The following is a 17,467-nucleotide window of genomic DNA, read 5'->3' on the forward strand; positions in this document are numbered from 1 at the left end:
TCAGCACGGCTTCACCACCGACGCGCCGCCCAGTTATCTCGCGGACCGCGCCGTCGGCATGGAATGCATACCGATCGACTCGAACGGAGGAACTCCCTATGCCGGAGCCGGTACCGACGCTGGAACAAGCCAGGCAACTGATATCGCAGGTCTACGGCCCCAACCGACGATTCTCCATCCGGGAGAGCCGGCAGGGCTGGGTCTGCCAGGACATCCTGACCCCGGAACAGGCGCGGCAATACGGCCTCGGCCTGGGCAGCCTCATGATCAACAAGCACACGGGAGTGATCACCTCGCACAGCAGCCTGCCACCCGAGGTGACAGCGGAGATGTTCGACGCGGCGATCGAGGCGGGCAACCGGGCACCCGGCTTCCAGGTCTACCCCAAACAGCACCGCATTCACCTGACCCAGCTGTCCGAGACCGAGAACACGATCGAGTACCAGGTACGCCAGACGGACCTCGGCAACCCGCGGAGCCCGGAGCTGACTCTGCAGATGCAGATCACCAAACAACCGATCCGGCATCAACCCAGCGACCGCCTCGCGGCGGAAGCGACCTCGTGGGCCTACGATCAGGCCCGCCGTACGGGGACCTGGCCGCAGGAAGGGTCGTTCGAGAGGTAGGCCGATCAGCCGAGACCGCACCCACTCCCGATTCCGGTACCCCGACGCCACCGGACAGACACACCGAGGCGACGGCGGATCGGGTACGGCCGGCCTCTGCGCCAGCGCCCGACTCCGGCATCGCACCACCGTCACCGCCGAGCAACCCCGGCACGAGCCCGATCTTCGACGACGGAGCTTCTCCCGCCCAGCCTGCGGGCTTCCCCGCCGCCGCACCGACACCACAGCAGGTGCACAACGCCAACCAAGCGCGGCTTGCGCGCGATCACCTCCGCGATCACGCCCCGGATGGGGGGATACAGAACGTTGCCGCACCCGATGGACAGCGCCGCTTCACGTGGACGCGATAGACCGCCCCCTTCGCCACGCCGGTATCCGTCCTGCGGATCGGAATCGCCGCAGACCCGCACCTCGCGGATCCCGCGCTCGCGCATTCCGTAATCGAGCGAGCGCAATTCGCCATCGATCTGTTCTACAACGGCGGTTCGCGGCTCCTGTCCGGAGATTGGCTGATGATCGATCTCGTTCCGCTCACCGATCCGGCCGCAGCGGACATCATCCTCACTCCCGAATCGGTGCACGACCTGGAGCAGGTCGGATCGCTGCTACGCGAACAGATCGGGCTCGACGCGAGCGGAAGCAACGAGTTTGACTCTGTCGACCTCCGCGACCTCAGCAACAGCATCGCGCAGGCGAATACGCCTGCCGCGCTCGACGGTCTCCGCTCCACGCGCCTCGAGGGTCCCACGCGCCTGGACGGCATCGAGCTGGCGTCCTACCAGCCCGCTGTGGAGGATGCCCTCCGCAACGGCAACAGCTTTCTGGTCGGTGCCGACCCCCGACACAACGACTACGGCAGGCTGATCAATGACGGCGGACCGCTGGAACAGGGACGAAGCAACAACTGCCTCGACGGCTCGCTGGCTGCTCTGTCGTCCTTCAACGGCAGACCCGAGGTCGGGGCTCCTCGCTACCCTGACCTCACGCTCGACGGCTCCATCGACGTGCGGACCGGCGAAACCGGCGGGATCGATCGCGCCACCGAGTGGCTGGGCGGAACGTGGCAGTCCGGCGATCCCGGCCTCTCCGTCGCCGCCCGCTTCCAAGCACTGCAGGACCGGATCAGCGAACTCGGCCCCGGCTCCTCCGCGCTGGTCGTCAACAGTTGGTACGCCCGACATCCGGTGACCGGGGAACGGCTCTACGAGCCGGACGGATCACCGCGAGTCGCGGGCAGCCACGCTACCGTCGTGGTCTATCCCTACGGTGCCGCGGGCCCGGTCTGGTGGGATCCGCAACTTTCCACGTTCTCCGCGACTCCGCCACCCGCTCTTACCGCCAATTCGGTCGATCTCTGGTCGATGACAGTCGATACCTCGGGAGTCCCCTATGCCGGAACCACTGACCACCAGGGAACAGGTTCAGAATCTCCTGGCACAGGCCTTCCCGGGCCGGACCTTCTCGCTGATCGAGTTCCGCTTCGGCTGGGTGTGCCGACCGGAGCTGACACCGGAGGAGACGGCGGCGGGCCAGGGCCTCGGTCTGACCAGTTACGTAGCGAACAAGCAGACGGGCGTGATAACCGTGCACCCGAGCCTGCACCCCTGGACGATCGGCGAGATGTTCGACCAGGCGATCGAGACGGGCCAGCCGGTCCAGGGACGACAGGTGCACCCGAAACGACGTCGAGCAACCTACGAACGCCTCGACGAGGAGGCGAGAACGATCACCTACCAGGTGACAGTGTCGTCGCTCGAGAACCCTTCCACCCCTCCCGCGATATATCGCACGACCATCGACAAAACGACGTTCGTGCGGAGCCCGCGGGGTCCGATGGACTCCCTGGTGCTGGCACAGGCGGAACAACGCAGCCGACTGAAGGGGATTTGGCCGGCCAGCGGAATCATCGAGGACTAGCGGGGGATCTGCCGGATCCTCCGATGTTCCATCTGGCTCGGAACGATGGAGAGCCGAATGGCGGGGAAGCCGAACTTTCCCCGGAACGGCAGCATGCCCTCGCGGAGGTCCTCGAGGACATCGAACGCGACGGCATAGAGATCAGGGCCGATGCGGAGGCCGAGGCCTACCTCGACTACTGCGCACGGATGCAGGGGCTGGAGCCACACCAGATGCACGCTGTCACCCTGGGATCCGACTTGATCATGATCCGGCCCGAGCATGCCACCGATGTGCGCATTCTCCGGGAAGAATGGCTCCATTGTCGTCAGAATGCCGCGGGACAGGTATCGGCCGGAGTCGGCGGCGGCAATATCGTCGAGAACGAGATCGCAGCGCGCGAGACCATCATCGCCAATCGCGACGCGTGGTGTATTACCGAGTCCGAAGTCGCCGAGATGGAGCGGGAGATCCGACACATGAGACAGACCGGAACGTACTGATATGCCCACGCCGAGCGACCCGTACGAGATCCCCGAGTTCGTCCGCAGGAAGCACCCCGAGATGCCGGCCGTCATGCAGGCACTGCGTCAGCACAGTAGTGGTGAAGAAGTGACGGCCACCTGCGTGACATGCGGCGGCACTCTGACCGTGACCGGCATTCCCGAACTGGGGGTCCTTGAAGTCCGTTGCGCGAATGGCTGCACTCTCTATCGGCAGCGGACCGAACCCGCACGACCGGCGGGCGATGACGACAGGAAACCGAGGACCTCGTGACGAAGCAGCAGCTGTGATCGAGTACTGGCCCGGAGTCACTGTGGACTCCGCAGGGGGCCGCGCCATCTTCGTGATGGACGAGTACGGAACCCTGTACTCGGCCCGTACCACCTCCTCGGCGAGTTCCACCACTCGAGCTTCATGGCCGGCGCCCCCGCGGCGGGGCGGGGAGATCGCGGTGCGCGCGGGCGAGGTGCTGCTGATCTCGGATCAGAGCAGCCACCACCGGCCTGCGCGGCGGTTCACGGCGCAGGTGGTGGACAGCCTGGCCCGGCAGGGGCTCGACACCGGGCGCATCCGGGTCGAGTACCACTCACCGAGCTGAGACGCGAAATGCGGTGGTCCGTCGGATCGACGAACCACCGCATCGCTGCGAGCTGAGGAGCTACCGCTTACCAGGAGCTCTTGTGCACGCCGGGCAGCTCGCCCTTGTGCGCCATGTCGCGCAGGCACACGCGGCACAGCCCGAACTTGCGGTAGACCGCGTGCGGGCGGCCGCACCGCTGGCAGCGGGTGTAGGCCCGCACCGCGAACTTCGGCTTCGCGTTGGCCTTGTTGACCAGAGCTTTCTTCGCCATGTGCTCAGTTCTCCTTGAACGGGAAGCCGAGGTGCTTGAGCAGGGCACGGCCTTCTTCGTTGTTGGTCGCCGTGGTCACGACGGTGATGTCCATACCGCGCGGGCGGTCGATGCGGTCCACGTCGATCTCGTGGAACATGGACTGCTCGCTGAGGCCGAAGGTGTAGTTGCCGTTGCCGTCGAACTGCTTCGGCGAGAGGCCGCGGAAGTCGCGGATACGGGGCAGCGCGATGGAGACCAGGCGGTCCAGGAACTCCCACATGCGGTCGCCGCGCAGCGTCACCTTGGCGCCGATCGGCATGCCCTCGCGCAGCTTGAACTGCGCGATCGACTTGGTGGCCTTGCGGATGATCGGCTTCTGGCCGGTGATCAGGGCCAGGTCGTCGACGGCGCCGTTGATCAGCTTGGCGTCGCGGGCGGCGTCGCCGACACCCATGTTGACGACGACCTTCACCACGCCGGGGATCTGCATGACGTTGGCGTAGTTGAACTCGCTGTTCAGCGCGTCCTTGATCTCCTCGCGGTAGCGGAGCTTCAGACGCGGCTGGGTCTTCTCGGTGGTGGTCATGCTCAGATGTCCTTCCCGTTGCGACGGGAGATGCGGACGCGCTTGCCGGTCTCGTCATCGGTGCGGTAGCCGATGCGGGTCGGCTTGCCGTCGGAATCCACGACCATCACGTTCGAGACGTGGATGGAGGCTTCCTGCGTGACGATGCCGCCGGAGGAGGCGCCGCGCTGGTTGGCGGAGTTCGCGACGTGCTTCTTGATCCGGTTCACGCCCTCGACGAGGACCCGGTTCTGCTGCGGGAAGGCCTGGATGACCTTGCCCTTCGCGCCCTTGTCCTTACCCGAGATCACGAGCACGGTGTCGCCCTTGTGCACCTTCATGATCAGTGTCCCTTCGACATGGCCGAGAGCGCTGCGCGGTTACGCTGCGCTACCTTCTCCGCGCCTGACTCAGCCATGTCAGAGCACCTCCGGAGCCAGCGAGACGATCTTCATGAAGCGCTTCTCGCGCAGCTCGCGGCCGACGGGGCCGAAGATGCGGGTGCCGCGCGGGTCGTTGTCGGCCTTGATGATGACGGCCGCGTTCTCGTCGAAGCGGATGTAGGAACCGTCCGGCCGGCGGCGCTCCTTGGTGGTGCGCACGACGACGGCCTTGACCACCTCACCCCGCTTGACGTTGCCGCCGGGGATGGCGTCCTTGACGGTGGCGACGATGATGTCGCCGATACCGGCATAGCGGCGCGACGAGCCACCGAGCACGCGGATGCAGAGAATTTCCTTCGCACCCGTGTTGTCGGCGACGCGCAGCCGCGACTCCTGCTGAATCACTTCAGCAACCTTTCGTTGACCTGGACATGAAGCACGCCGGATTTCCGACCCGACGGGCATGGTCGGCTGCCCTCCGGCGCGCGCCTGCCAGTGGTTTCTCCGATGATCCGGAGCCGCCGCTGGGGGTTCACCGCCGAATTGCGGGGGCCACGGCCTCCGCAGGCAACCGGTCTAGTGTATGGGAAACACCTGGGGGGTCGAAATCGGGGGTCGCGAGGGCGCCGGGGGCGTGGGGAGCTTGGCGGAATCAGCAGCCGCCCTGGTCCGGGGGGCGATAGCGGGTAGCCTCGCGCGGGAAGGGTGCGCCGGTCGGGCGCCGATGACGGGATGCGGCGGGCGGCCGCATCGGATAGGGGAATCCTGGTGAGTGCATCCGGCCGGTTGGACCGGCGCGCGTTCCTGGTCGCGCTCGGTGTCGTGCCCGCGGCCGTCTACCTGGCGTCCTGCGCGACCGAGTCCGAGCCGGTGCGGCTGACCGGAGTCGACATGGGCGGCGCGGACGAGGCGGTGCGCCCGCAGGACGACCTCTACCGGCACGTCAACGGCCGCTGGCTGCGCGAGTTCCAGCTGCCGCCGGACAAGGCGCAGGTCGGCGCGATCACCGAGGCCAGCGAGCGCACCGAGCTACAGCTGCGCGAGCTCATCGAGGGCATCTCCGACCCCGCGCCCGGCTCCGAGGCGCAGCAGATCCGCGATCTCTACGACGCGCGGCTCGACCTGGCCGAGATCGAGCGGCTCGGGCTGACCCCGCTGGCCGGATTGTTCGAGCAGATCGACAGCGCGCCCGGCAAGCCGGAGCTGGCGAAGGTCATGGCCGCGCTGCCGATCGGCGGGCTGATCGGCATGGGCATCGGCATCGACCGGAAGAACTCCACCCAGTACATCCCGAGCATCGGGCAGTCCGGGCTCGGGCTGGACGAGCAGTACTACCGCAAGCCGGAGTTCGCCGAGGACCTGGCCGGTTACCAAACCTACCTGCGGAAGGCCGCCGCGGGCGCCGGGCTGCCCGATCCGGCCGGGCTGGCCCAGCGCCAGCTCGACCTGGAGAAGCGGATCGCCGCCGCGCACTGGGACAATGTGCGGCTGCGCAATACCGACGCCACCTACAACCTCATGTCCTGGACCGAGCTGACCGCGCTGGCGCCGCAGTTCGACTGGGAGCCGTGGCTGGCCGGGAACACCGATCGGCCGAGGTCGCTCTTCGAGAAGGTCGTGGTGGGCCAGCCCTCCTTCGTGACCGCGGCGGGCGCGCTCTGGGCCGAGGTGGATATCGCGGTCTGGCGCGAGTACCTGAAGATGAGCGTCATCCAGGCGTACGCCAGGTTCCTGCCCGCCGCCATCGCCGATGCCCGCTTCGACTTCTTCGGCAAGCAGCTGAGCGGGCTGGAGCAGAAGCCGGAGATGTGGAAGTCGGCGGTCGGGGTGGTCGACTCCAACCTGGGCGAGCAGCTCGGCAAGCTCTACGTGGAGAAGCACTTCCCGGCCGAGGCCAAGGAGCGCGCGCTGGTCATGGTCGACGACCTGATGGCGGCCTACCGGGACACCTTCACCAACTCGTCCTGGATGTCCGAGCCGACCAGGAAGGAGGCGCTGGCCAAGCTGGCCAAGATCGACACCAAGATCGGCTACCCGGACAAGTGGGTCGACTACTCGACACTGGAGATCACCCGCGGCAAGCTGATCGAATCGCTGCTCGCGGTGAACGCCTTCGAGGTGAAGCGGGCCTTCGCCCGGCTCGGCACACCGGTGGACAAGAGCGAGTGGGCCATGTCGCCGCAGACGGTGAACGCCTACTACTCGGCGACCACCAATCAGATCGTCTTCCCCGCCGCCTACCTGCAGCCGCCGTTCTTCGACAAGGACGCGCTCGACGCGGTGAACTACGGCGCGGTCGGCTCCACCATCGGCCACGAGATCGGCCACGGCTTCGACGACCAGGGCTCCAAGTACGACGGCGACGGCAACCGCCGCGACTGGTGGACCCCGGAAGATCTGGCCGCCTTCGAGGCCAAGACCGACCAGCTCGTCGCCCAGTACGACGTGCTCGTGCCGGAGGGGCTGGAGCCGAGCCAGCACGTGGACGGCCGGTTGACCGTCGGCGAGAACCTGGCCGACGTGCGCGGGCTGCAGATCGCCTTCGTCGCCTACCGGCTGGCCGCCGAGCGCTCCGGGCAGCAGCCGGACTACCGCACCATGTTCTTCTCCTGGGCCCGCAACTGGCGGGAGAAGCTGACCGAGGCGGTCTCGGTCCGGATGCTGCAGGACACGCACTCGCCCGGCGAGTTCCGCTGCAACCAGGTGGTGCGCAATGTCGCGGAGTTCTACCAGACCTTCGAGGTGAAGGACGGCGACATGCTCTTCCTGCCGGAGGACCAGCGGGTCAGCCTGCTCTGAGCTCGGCGATCAGCAGGCGGTAGCCGAGGTCGAGTTCGGTGCGGTCGAGCAGGGCGGCATGGCGGCGGTGCCAGCTGCCGTCGGCGAGGTCGGCGGCGAGCCGGTCGAGGCCGGTGCGGAGCTCGGGCTCCGGGGTCAGGCTGAACATGGAGGCGCCCGCGCGGACCAGCGGGTCCAGGTAGGCCTCGGGGCGGCGCCAGAAGGCGCAGGCGAAGCCGTCGGCGCAGTCCCACGGCACCGGCACCGGGTGCACGGCCGCGCCGAGCCGCGCGGCGACCTCGGCGATCGGCACCGCGAGCGCGGCGTCGGTGGCCGCCGCGCCGGGCAGGTAGTCGCGGAGCAGCCAGAAGTCGGCGGTGACGGCGTGGTCCCAGGTGACCACGACGACCCGCTCGCGGGCCACCCGGCGCAGCTCGGCCAGCCCGGCGGCGACGTCGGTCCAGTGGTGCAGGGTGAGTACCGCGAGCGCGGCGTCCACCGAATCGTCGGGCAGCGGAAGGGCTTCCGCGACACCGCGCACCGCGGGCGCCGCACCGGGCGGGCGCTGGGCGATCATCACCGCGCTCGGCTCGACGGCCAGTACCGTGCCGGGCGGCTCGTAGGAGCCGGTGCCCGCGCCGACGTTCAGCACGCTGCGCGCGGAGCCGAGCGCGGCGTGCAGCCGGGCGGCGATCCGGGGATCGGGGCGGCGGGTGGCGGTGTAGGTGCGGCCGGTGCGGTCGTAGCGAGCCTCTGCCATCGACGGAGTGAAACACGGCGCATACGGGCGGGAGCACCGGGCACCCCGCCCGGAACGGAGGGAGAAGCGGTGCGCATCGCGGTGCTCGTGGCGGCGCTCCTGCTGCTGGCCGGTTGCCAGCTGCCGGAGCGAAATGTTCAGCGGGCGGTCACGGTGCCGCACGCGCAGGGCGCGACCGTGGTCGAGCGGACCCCGGTCCGGGTGGTGGCGCTCGGCCCGCAGTGGACCGACGCGGCGATCGCCATGGGCGTCACACCGGTCGGGCAGCTGACCGACGCGGCGGGGACGGCACCGCCCTGGCAGCTTGCCGCCGGGTCGTCGACCACCGTCGTCGACCCGGCGAAACCGCTCGACCAGCAGGTGAAGGAGCTGCGGCCGGATCTCGTCCTGCTGGAGGGCGCGCTGGCGGCGCCGCGCACGTATCGGCAGATGAGCGGGATCGCGCCGACCGTCCCTGCGCTCGACACCGCGCCGGTCGGACGCTGGCGCGACCAGGTCGGCGTGCTCGGCGCGGTGCTGCGCGAGCCGGACGAGGCCGCCGAGGTGATCGCGGCGGTGGATCGCCGCCTGGCGCAGGTGGGCGGGGTGCGCGGCCGAACGGTAGCGGTCGCGTGGCTGGCCGGGCCAGGCCAGCTCATCGTGCCCACCGACCCGGCCGCGCCGGCCCTGGAGATCTTCACCCGGCTCGGCATGCGGCTGCCGGACGCGCTCGCGGCGCTCCCCGCCGACCAGGGCCGGACGGTCCTCCCGGCGGACCGGCTCGGCGAGCTGCGGGCCGACGTCGTGGTGATCGGCCACTCCCCCGGCACCGGGCTGGACGCCACCGCGCTCCCCGGCTACGACGGGCTGGAGGACAGCGCCGTGCTGCTCGGCCCCGTCGAGCTGGCCGGGCTGGAGTACCCGACCGCGCTCTCGGTCCCCTACCTGCTCGACCGCATCGAACCGGCCCTGCGGCGGGCCGCGAACTGAGCGGGGCGGTACTCACCCGATCGCGGAGCGGCGGAGCGGGAGCGGCAGGATCAGGGCGTGCAGCGCCCGCGCGATGCCCCTGCCGGTGTGCGACTTCGCCATCATGATGTCGCTGAGCGCGAAGGTGCGCGTGCCGTCTTCGGTGGTGAACTCCGCGACGTCGCCGTGGTCGAACCGGCTCACCGTCCTCGGTGACGACCACCTGCTCGAACCTGCTCTCCTCGGTGAAGGCGTCGAAACGGCTCATGAACGCCTCCGGCTGTGCGAACGGATTACCCGAGTCGATGGCATCGGCGTACGCGCGTTCGTAGACGCGCTGCACGATCTCGCGGCGCTTCCTGGCCTCCGGCGCGTACCCCGCCCGCGCTCAGCTCCGGGCGGCGGCCCGGTAGCCGCGCACCGCGAGGAGGCCGAAGACCGCGGTGAGCCCCACCGACCAGGCGACGGTCTGGGCGAGCGGGGTGGCGACCGGCCCGCCGAGCAGCAGCCCGCGCATGGCCTCGACCGCGCAGCTGATGGGCTGGCCGCGCACGATCGGCTGCAACCAGCCGGGGTAGTTCTCGACCGGCACGAAGCCGGAGTTGAAGAACATGGCGAGCAGCAGCACGGCGGCGAAGATCTGCACCACCTTGTCGCCGATGGCGCTGACCCCGACCACGATCACCATCGGGGTGAAGCCCGCGATCACCAGTACCGGGACCAATAGCGCGCCGAGCGCCCCGAGCACGCCCTCGTGCAAGCGCAGCCCGAGCAGCACGCCGATCACCATGACGACGGCGGTGGCGGCGAGCGCCCGCGCGCACTCGGCGAGCAACCGCCCGACCAGCCCGGCCGAGCGGCTGATCGGCAGCACCCAGAAGCGGCGGAGCAGCCCGCTCTGCCGCTCGCCGTAGAGCGAGAGCCCGGTGCCGGTGGCGCCGTACATGGCGCCCGCCACCGCGATCATCGGCACGAAGCCGTAGATCGGCTCGGCGCCGCCGGGCGGGGTGAGCGACTTGCCGAGCACCAGCTCGAACATGAGCAGCAGCAGGATCGGCAGCAGCAGCGTGGTGGTGAGCACCTCCTGCTGCCTGCTCCAGCGCCGCAGCAGCCTGCCGGTCTCGATCAGGCTCTGATCGATCAGGGTGGTCATCGCCCGCGCCTCCGCTCCACTCGGACCGCCGCGACGGCGGCGGGCACCACCAGCCCGGCCACCCAGGCCACCGCCACCGCGGTGGTCGCGGTGGCGCTGCCGGCGGCCAGCTCGCGCAGCGCACCGGCCACCTGCGAGACCGGCTGGTTGCGCACGAAGGGCTGGATCCAGCCGGGGAACCCCTCCGCCGGGACGAACCCCGTCGACATCATGAGCAGCAGCAGCTGCGGCGCGAAGAGCACCGTTGCGCCCAGCTCGGGATTGGCGGTCGCGGTGCCGAGCGCGTCGGCGGCCAGGATGACGGCGGTGCCGAAGGCCAGCGTGAGCAGCACGAAGGCGAGCGTGTGGCCGAGTCCGTGGAAGCGGAACCCGAAGAGCGAGCCGACCACGAGCGCCCCGGCCAGCGCGGCGATCGCGCGCACCAGGTTGGCGGAGATGCGCGCGGCGGGCGGCACCCAGGCGCGCACCGGCATGGCCCGCAGCCGGGTGCCCATGCCGCCCTGCACCTCGCGGGCCGCACGGTCGCCGGCGAACATGGCGGTGAAGAACATGGCCTGCACCACGATGAGCGGCGCCAGGTACTGCGCGTAGTCGATGCCGCCCGCCTCCATGGAGCGGCGCAGCGGCACGTAGATGCAGACGAAGAAGGTGAGCGGGGAGGCGAAGGCGAGGATCAGGTCGCCCTCGCGCAGCGCGGCCCTGATGCCGCGCTCGCTGAGCGCGGTCCACTGCAGGCTTGCGGGCACCCGCTGCAGCGCGGCCGTCACGCGGGCACCTCGGCGGGCTTCTTCGTGAGTTCGATGAAGACCTCGTCCAGCGAGGGGCGGCGCAGGGCGATATCGATGAGCGGGATGCCGGCGGCCTCCAGCCTGCGCAGCGCCTCGGAGAGGGTGGCGGCGCCATCCGGGGCCGGGATGGAGACCCGGTCGGCGGTCTCGGCGACGGTCGGGGTGCCGAGCCCGGCGAGTACCTCGGTGGCCGCGGCGAGCTGGGTGATGTCCTCCGGGACCACCTCGCAGAGGCTGGCGCCGGAGCGCGCCTTGAGCTGGTCGGCGGTGCCCTCGGCGATCACGGTGCCCTTGTCGACCACGATGATGCGGTCGCTCAGCACGTCCGCCTCCTCCAGGTACTGGGTGGTGAGCAGGATGGTGATGCCCTGCTCCTTGAGCTCGCGCACCAGCGTCCACAGGCTCTGCCTGGAGACGGGGTCCAGACCGGTGGTCGGCTCGTCGAGGAACACCACCTTGGGCGGGCGCACCAGGCCGCAGGCGATATCGATCCGCCTGCGCATGCCGCCGGAGTACTGCCCGACCCGCCGGTCCGCGGCCTCCGCCAGGTCGAAGCGGGCCAGCAGCTCGTCCGCTTTCGCGCGGGCGGCCTTGCGGCGCAGCCCCATGAGCCTGCCGAAGAGCACCAGGTTCTCCCGGCCGGTGAGCATCTCGTCCAGCGCGGCGTACTGGCCGGTGAGCATGATCGAGTTGCGCACCGCGTCGGCCTCGCGCACCACGTCGTACCCGGCGACGGTGGCGTGGCCGGAGTCCGGGACGACCAGGGTGGAGAGCACCGAGACGGTGGTGGTCTTGCCCGCGCCGTTCGGCCCGAGCACGCCGAGCACGGTGCCCGCCGGGACACTGAAGCTGATCCCGCGTAGCGCGTGGACGTCGCCGAAGCGCTTCTGCACCGAGTCGACCACGATGGCCGGGTCGCTCTGGCTCCTTGCTGTCACGTCGTGCTCCCCTTGTCGGAAATGTCCCGGCCGCTCCGGCCGGGGGCTGCTCAGCCGAGCAGGGCGACCACCTCGTCGAGCGAGGCGCCGCCGAGGATGGCGGTCACCGGGAGGTCGCGGCTCAGGTCGGCTTCGATACGTTTGCGCAGGTCGAGTGCCTGCAGTGAGTCGAGGCCGAGCGCGACCAGCGGGGTGGTGCCGTCGATGTCGTCGTTCGCTTCCATGCCCATGACCGTGCGCAGGGCGATGCGCACGGTCTCCGCCGTGTCGGCGGGGGCGTCGGCTGTTCCGGCTGCGCCGTGCGGCGCAGCCGCACCGGCCACGCCGCCCGGGACGCCGGACACGGCCGCCGGGCCGCCGGGCGCGGCTCCTGGACCGCCGGGCGCGGCCCCGGACGCGCCGGAATCCGGTCCGGCCGGGGCCGGGTCGTCGATCTCGAGCTCGGCGAAGAGCGGGGCCATGCCGAAGAGGCCGAAGAGTTCGCCGATGCGGTGCCAGTCGGCGGCGGCGACCAGGGCATTGCCGGGGTCGGCGGTGAAGCCCGCCGCGGTGGCGGCGGCCGGGTCCATGGGCAGCAGCCCGGTGCCGGTGATGGCGGCGAGCGCGTCGGCCCGGTCGGCGCCGACCGCGCGCCACAGCCCCCACTGCACCGAGCCGACCGCGATGCCATCGGCGCGGTACCCCGCGGCGGCGGCGTCGAGCAGCCGGTTCACCGCGGCGTAGACGAAGTGGCCGCGGCCGCCGATGGTGGCGGAGAGCGAGGAGCAGAGCACGAAGCGCGCGTCCGCCGTGCGCGGCAGGTGCCGCACCAGGTGCACGAGCGCGGCGCTCTTCGGGAGTGCGGCGGCGCGCATCGCCGCGGGGGTCGGGGCGGTGGCGGCGGCGTCGTAGTCGACGGCGGCGTGCACCACGAGATCGACCGGCCTGCCGTCGAATTCGGCGGCGAACTCGCGCACCGCGCGCTCGTCGGTGACGTCGCAGGCGCGGATCGCGATCTCGGTGGCGCCGAGTCCGCGCAGCTCCTCGACCCTGGCCCTGGCCTGCGGCGAGCCGCCGGAGCGGCTCACCAGGGTGACCCGCTTCGCGCCCGCGCCGGCGAACCGCTCGGCGAAGTCGAGGCCGAGTTTGCCGGTGCCGCCGATGATCACGACCTCGGTGCGGGCGGTGAGGTCGAGCGGCTCGGCGGCGTCCGCGGCGACGAGGCGCTTGGCGTACACCTTGCCCGCGCGCACCGCGAGCTCCGGCTCACCGGCCGCGTGCACCGCGCCGACCATCGCCTTCGCCTGCTCGGCCGCGGTGCCCGCTGCGGGCAGGTCGAGGTGGCGCAGCGCGGTGCCGATGTGCTCGGCGGCGAGGCAGCGGAAGGCGGCCTGCGCGGCGGCGTGGAACGGGTCAGGGGTCTCGCCGTCCAGGACGGCCTCGCCCTCGGCGGTGACCAGCCAGATGTCCGTGGCCGGGCCGCGCTCGGCGAGCAGCCCCGGGAGCGCCGTGAACTCGGCGAGCGCCTCGACGGCCGCACTGCCGGCGGCGCTCCCGGTCGCGGCACCCGCGTTCGCGGCGGCCTTCGCGTCCGCGGCGAGTTCCGCGGGCGGGACGAGCACGACCAGCGTGTCGTACGCGCTCGCGGCGCGATCGACCACGGTCGCGCCGTGCCGGGGCGCGGCGGATTCGAGCGCGGCGACCAGGTCACCGCAGCGCCCGCTGTAGTCGAGCACCGCGATGGTGCGCGGCGGCACCAGCTTCCGCTTGCCGAGCGGCTGCCAGCGCTCCACCAGCCGGTGCACCGGCGCGCCTGCGGGCTCCGGCGCGGCGGGCTCGGCGCTGTAGCCGTGCACCGCCCACAGGTGCCTGCCCCCGGTGACGGTGTGCGGGAAGTCGAGCAGCGGCAGCCGCTTCGGGCCGTCGACGCGCAGCGCGTCCCAGCGGTACCCGGTGTCGGAGACGGCGACCTGCGCCACCGCGCGGGTGAACTCGCCGAGGTCGGTGGCGGTGCGCCGGGAGGTGCCGAGCACCTGGAAGTCGCGCTGCACCGCGGCGGTGCCGAGGTTCTCCATCATGGCCAGCGCCAGGGTGGGGTGCTCGGAGATCTCGACGAAGGTGTCGATGCCGCGCTCGACGGCGAGCCGAACGGCCTGGTCGAAGCGCACGGTATTGCGCAGGTTCCAGTACCAGTAGTCGCCGACCGGCAGGTCCGCGGTGAGCGCGGCGCCGAGGGTGGCGCCGATGCACTCGACCGGCCCCTCGGTGAAGGACGGCCGGTCGAACTCGGCCACCAGCGCGGGATCACAGAAGGTCGAGCGGAACTCGCTGACCACCGAGGTGTGCGCTGGGTAAGCGACCCGGATCTCCTTGGCGAAAGTGCCCTCGGCATTGAGCTTCGCGACGATCTCGGCCAGTACCGGCTGGTCGCCGCCGATCACCAGCACGTGCGCCGAGTTGATCACCGAGAGCTCGGCGAAGCCGGTGGTGCGGGCGAGCAGCGCCTCGCAGGTGTCCCGGTCCACGCCGAGCACCGCCATGGAGTAGCACTGCCGCTGTTCACGGAAGCGCACGCCGAGCCCGTCGACCAGGGTGCCGCGCAGGGTGACCACCCGGACGGCGTCGGCGAGCGTGAAGCTGTCCGAGATGACGCCCGCCGCGATCTCGCCCTGGCTGTGCCCGACCGTCGCGGCGGGCTCCACCCCGGCGGCCCGCCACATGGCGGCCAGCCCGAGCATCTGCATCATGAGCGCGGGCTGCACCACCCGCAGCCGCTCCTCGCCGTCCTGGCTCTCGTCCAGCAGGTAGGTGAGCGGGGAGATGTCGAAGAGCCGGTTGAAGACCTCCTCGGCCTCCTCCACCGCCGCCTTGAAGACCGGCGAGAGCTCGTAGTACATCCGCCCCATGCCCGCGCGCTGGCTGCCCTGGCCGGGGAAGGTGTACCCGACCCGGCGCGCGATCGCCGGCTTGCCGCCCGCGACCACCGCCGGGTGCGCGCTGCCCGCCGCCACCGCGTCCAGCGCGGCCAGCAGCTCGTCGCGGCCGGTGGCCATGGCCAGCGCCCGGTGCCGCCTCGGCGTCCTGGTGCGGAAGAGCATGTCCGCCACCGCGTCCGGGGTGACCTCGGGGTGCGCGAGCAGGTAGCCGCGCAGCGCGGCGGCCTCGGCGCGCAGCGTCTCCGCGCCGTCGGAGGAGAGCAGCACGGGGGTGCTGCCGTCGGGGAGCCGGTAGTCAGCCACGGGGGTCCTCCTGGAGCGCGGGCATGGCCACGATCGCGTGTGCGTTGGTGCCCGCGACCCCGAACGAGGAGACGGCGGCGTAGCGCACGCCGTCGATCGGGGTCCAGGGCCGGAGCTTCGCGGCGAGCCGCAGGCTGGTGGCGTCCCAGTCCACGTCCGGCGTCGGGTTCTCGGCGTAGCGGGTCGGCGCTATCGCGCCGTGCAGGCCGCTGAGCAGCACCTTGATCAGCCCGAGCATGCCTGCCGCGGCCTGCGCGTGCCCGGCGTTGGACTTCACCGAGCCGAGCAGCGGCCCGTCCTCGGCCGACCCTCCGGCGCCGTAGACGGCGGTCAGCGCCTCGAGCTCGAGCGGGTCGCCGACGGCGGTGCCGGTGCCGTGGCCCTCGATCATGGCGACGTACTCGGCCGGAATTCCGGCCGCCGCCAGCGTGCTCCGGATCAGCCGCTCCTGCGCGGCGCTGCTCGGCACCGCGATCGGGGCGCCGCCGCCATTGTGATTGACCCGGGTGGCGAGCACCCGGCCGTAGATCCGGTGCCCCTCGGCGCGGGCCCTGGATTCCCGCTCCAGCACCAGTACGCCCGCGCCCTCGCCCCAGAGTGTGCCGTTGGCCTCGGCCGAATACGGCATGCAGCGGCCGTCCGGGGTGAGCGCGTTGGCCTTGGAGAACTCGTAGAACCCGGCGGGCGAGCCGAGCACGCAGACCGCGCCCGCCAGCGCCCATTCGCACTCCCCCGCGCGGATGGCGCTCGCGGCCAGGTGCACCGCGGTGAGCGACGAGGCGCAGGCGGTGTCGGTGTGGATGGAGGGCCCGATCAGCCCGAGCGCGTGCGAGATCCGGCCGGGGATGGCGCCGTAGGCGGAGCCGGTGGCCCGGTAGCCGGTGTACTCGTTGACCTCGGCGCCGTGCGGCCCGTAGTCGGTGTGCGAGGCGCCCATGTAGACGCCGACCTCGGCGCCCGCCAGGCTCGCCGGATCGATCCCGGCGTTCTCCAGCGCCCGCCAGGCCACCCGCAGCCCGACCCGCTGCTGCGGGTCCATGGCCACCGCCTCGCGCGGGGTCAGCCCGAAGAAGGCGGGGTCGAAATCGCCTGCGTCGGCGAGGAACCCGCCCGCGTCGGCCACATTTCCCCACCCCTCGCGCTCGCCGAGCCGCAGCAGCTCGCCGATCTTCCAGCCGCGGTCACGCGGGAACGGGCCGGTGAGGTCGCGCGATTCGGCGAGCGCGGCCCAGTAGCCGCCGAGGGTGTCGACGCCGCCCGGCGCCGCGACCGCCATGCCGGCCACCACGACCGGATCCTGCTCGGTCATCTCGGGTCACCCGGCTCGGCGGTGAGCGCCTCGGCGATATCGGCGACGTGGTCGTGCAGGTAGAAGTGGCCGCCGTCGAAGAGCGAGACCTCGATCTCCCGGTCGCTGTGCTGCTGCCAGGAGTACAGGTGGCCGATGGTGACGAACTCGTCGTCGCTGCCGCCCATGGCGTGCAGGTGGCTGCCGACGGTGACGTCCTTGTCGCAGGTGTAGGCGTCGAAGGCGGCGTAGTCGGCCTTGAGCGCGGGCAGCGACATCCGCATGAGTTCGCGGTTGCCGAGCACCTCGGCGCCGGTGCCCTGCAGCCCGCTGAGGTGGTCGAGCAGCTCCTCGTCCTCGGTGGGGTGCGGCGGCATATCGGCGACCTGCCACGGCGCCACCGCGCCGGAGACCCCGAGCAGCCGCACCGGCAGCCCGGCCCGCTCGGCCAGCCGGGTGAACTCGAAGGCCACCATGGTGCCCATGCTGTGCCCGAACACGGTGAGCGGGGCGCCGGTGTTCAGCGGCGAGGTCGTGTACTCGGCGAAGGCGCCCGCGGCGAGCTCCTCGATCGAGGTCGCCACCGGCTCGTGGCCGCGGTCCTGCCTGCCCGGGTACTGCAGCAGCCCGACGTCGAAGTTGGCGCTCAGCGCCTTGGAGAACGGGCGGTAGGTGGAGGCGCCGCCGCCCGCGTGCGGGCAGATCACCAGCGGCGTGGCGTCCGCGCTGCGCGGCCTGTGGAACTTCCGGATCCATCCGGGTGCGGTTGCCATTGGTTCTCTCCCTTGC

17 protein-coding genes and 1 pseudogene are annotated in these 17,467 nt (G+C 71.1%); 6 read left to right on the forward strand and 12 right to left on the reverse strand.

Translation table 11 applies throughout. The features are described 5' to 3' along the window. Positions 1–98: 98 nt before the first annotated feature. The 4 genes and pseudogenes from NH2_RS30425 to NH2_RS01400 all read left to right on the forward strand — a co-directional run bounded on the left by NH2_RS30425 (position 99) and on the right by NH2_RS01400 (position 3,624). Positions 99–626: an SUKH-4 family immunity protein gene (locus tag NH2_RS30425; protein WP_067646856.1), complete on the forward strand. Its 528-nt coding sequence runs from the start codon at positions 99–101 to the stop codon at positions 624–626. A gap of 512 nt (positions 627–1,138) precedes the next feature. Further along, positions 1,139–1,912 (forward strand): annotated as a pseudogene (locus NH2_RS30430) (toxin glutamine deamidase domain-containing protein); the annotation flags it as partial. 103 nt (positions 1,913–2,015) lie between these two features. After that, the gene (locus tag NH2_RS30435; protein ID WP_067646861.1) at positions 2,016–2,543 is read left to right on the forward strand and encodes an SUKH-4 family immunity protein; all 528 of its coding nucleotides are present in this window, start codon (positions 2,016–2,018) and stop codon (positions 2,541–2,543) included. 796 nt (positions 2,544–3,339) lie between these two features. Further along, positions 3,340–3,624 (forward strand): hypothetical protein, encoded by a 285-nt coding sequence (locus NH2_RS01400; RefSeq protein WP_157103553.1) that lies wholly within the window; start codon positions 3,340–3,342, stop codon positions 3,622–3,624. A 67-nt stretch (positions 3,625–3,691) separates the two neighbouring features. Here NH2_RS01400 and NH2_RS01405 read toward each other — a convergent pair whose 3' ends face one another. The 4 genes from NH2_RS01405 to rplN all read right to left on the reverse strand — a co-directional run bounded on the left by NH2_RS01405 (position 3,692) and on the right by rplN (position 5,212). Then, complete coding sequence (locus NH2_RS01405) at positions 3,692–3,877, reverse strand: type Z 30S ribosomal protein S14 (RefSeq protein ID WP_067646866.1); 186 nt, start codon at positions 3,875–3,877, stop codon at positions 3,692–3,694. 4 nt (positions 3,878–3,881) lie between these two features. Beyond that, on the reverse strand, positions 3,882–4,445 hold the full coding sequence (rplE, locus tag NH2_RS01410; protein WP_067646867.1) for a 50S ribosomal protein L5: 564 nt from the start codon (positions 4,443–4,445) through the stop codon (positions 3,882–3,884). Between the two features lie 2 nt (positions 4,446–4,447). After that, on the reverse strand, positions 4,448–4,765 hold the full coding sequence (rplX, locus tag NH2_RS01415) for a 50S ribosomal protein L24 (protein WP_067646868.1): 318 nt from the start codon (positions 4,763–4,765) through the stop codon (positions 4,448–4,450). A gap of 78 nt (positions 4,766–4,843) precedes the next feature. Continuing rightward, positions 4,844–5,212 carry a 50S ribosomal protein L14 gene (rplN, locus tag NH2_RS01420; protein WP_067646869.1) on the reverse strand — a complete coding sequence of 123 codons (369 nt, stop codon included), beginning with the start codon at positions 5,210–5,212 and terminating at the stop codon, positions 4,844–4,846. 363 nt (positions 5,213–5,575) lie between these two features. On the opposite strand from rplN, the gene NH2_RS01425 reads away from it, so the two are divergent. Next, the gene (locus NH2_RS01425) at positions 5,576–7,606 is read left to right on the forward strand and encodes a M13 family metallopeptidase (RefSeq protein WP_369690020.1); all 2,031 of its coding nucleotides are present in this window, start codon (positions 5,576–5,578) and stop codon (positions 7,604–7,606) included. On the opposite strand, the gene NH2_RS01430 is transcribed toward NH2_RS01425, so the two are convergent. Further along, positions 7,593–8,345, reverse strand: coding sequence for a class I SAM-dependent methyltransferase (locus tag NH2_RS01430; RefSeq protein ID WP_067646878.1), 753 nt, complete (start codon positions 8,343–8,345; stop codon positions 7,593–7,595). The two genes, NH2_RS01425 and NH2_RS01430, sit on opposite strands and share 14 nt — an antisense overlap. Positions 8,346–8,414: 69 nt before the next feature. Between NH2_RS01430 and NH2_RS01435 the strand changes: the two genes are divergently transcribed. After that, positions 8,415–9,314, forward strand: a complete 900-nt coding sequence (locus tag NH2_RS01435; protein WP_067646879.1) for an ABC transporter substrate-binding protein — start codon at positions 8,415–8,417, stop codon at positions 9,312–9,314. 12 nt (positions 9,315–9,326) lie between these two features. Here the strand turns inward: NH2_RS01435 and NH2_RS28510 are convergent, their stop codons facing one another. From NH2_RS28510 to NH2_RS01465, 7 genes are all read right to left on the reverse strand, one after another. Next, entirely contained in the window at positions 9,327–9,497 is a 171-nt protein-coding gene (locus tag NH2_RS28510) for a hypothetical protein (RefSeq protein ID WP_157103554.1), read from the reverse strand. A gap of 184 nt (positions 9,498–9,681) precedes the next feature. Continuing rightward, on the reverse strand, positions 9,682–10,446 hold the full coding sequence (locus NH2_RS01440; RefSeq protein WP_067646881.1) for an ABC transporter permease: 765 nt from the start codon (positions 10,444–10,446) through the stop codon (positions 9,682–9,684). Next, the gene (locus NH2_RS01445; protein ID WP_067646884.1) at positions 10,443–11,213 is read right to left on the reverse strand and encodes an ABC transporter permease; all 771 of its coding nucleotides are present in this window, start codon (positions 11,211–11,213) and stop codon (positions 10,443–10,445) included. Before NH2_RS01445 ends, NH2_RS01440 begins: the two co-directional genes overlap by 4 nt. Further along, the gene (locus NH2_RS01450) at positions 11,210–12,172 is read right to left on the reverse strand and encodes a daunorubicin/doxorubicin resistance ABC transporter ATP-binding protein DrrA (RefSeq protein ID WP_067646887.1); all 963 of its coding nucleotides are present in this window, start codon (positions 12,170–12,172) and stop codon (positions 11,210–11,212) included. Before NH2_RS01450 ends, NH2_RS01445 begins: the two co-directional genes overlap by 4 nt. A 50-nt stretch (positions 12,173–12,222) precedes the next feature. After that, positions 12,223–15,390 carry a nocobactin polyketide synthase NbtC gene (nbtC, locus tag NH2_RS01455; protein ID WP_084505126.1) on the reverse strand — a complete coding sequence of 1,056 codons (3,168 nt, stop codon included), beginning with the start codon at positions 15,388–15,390 and terminating at the stop codon, positions 12,223–12,225. Further along, positions 15,383–16,699, reverse strand: coding sequence for a beta-ketoacyl [acyl carrier protein] synthase domain-containing protein (locus NH2_RS01460; protein ID WP_067646889.1), 1,317 nt, complete (start codon positions 16,697–16,699; stop codon positions 15,383–15,385). Before NH2_RS01460 ends, nbtC begins: the two co-directional genes overlap by 8 nt. Continuing rightward, positions 16,696–17,451, reverse strand: a complete 756-nt coding sequence (locus NH2_RS01465; protein ID WP_067646891.1) for a thioesterase II family protein — start codon at positions 17,449–17,451, stop codon at positions 16,696–16,698. The genes NH2_RS01460 and NH2_RS01465 overlap by 4 nt, the downstream gene beginning before the upstream one ends. Between the last annotated feature and the right edge of the window lie 16 nt (positions 17,452–17,467).

This window comes from Nocardia harenae NBRC 108248, assembly GCF_001612885.1.
Lineage (GTDB): Bacteria > Actinomycetota > Actinomycetes > Mycobacteriales > Mycobacteriaceae > Nocardia > Nocardia harenae.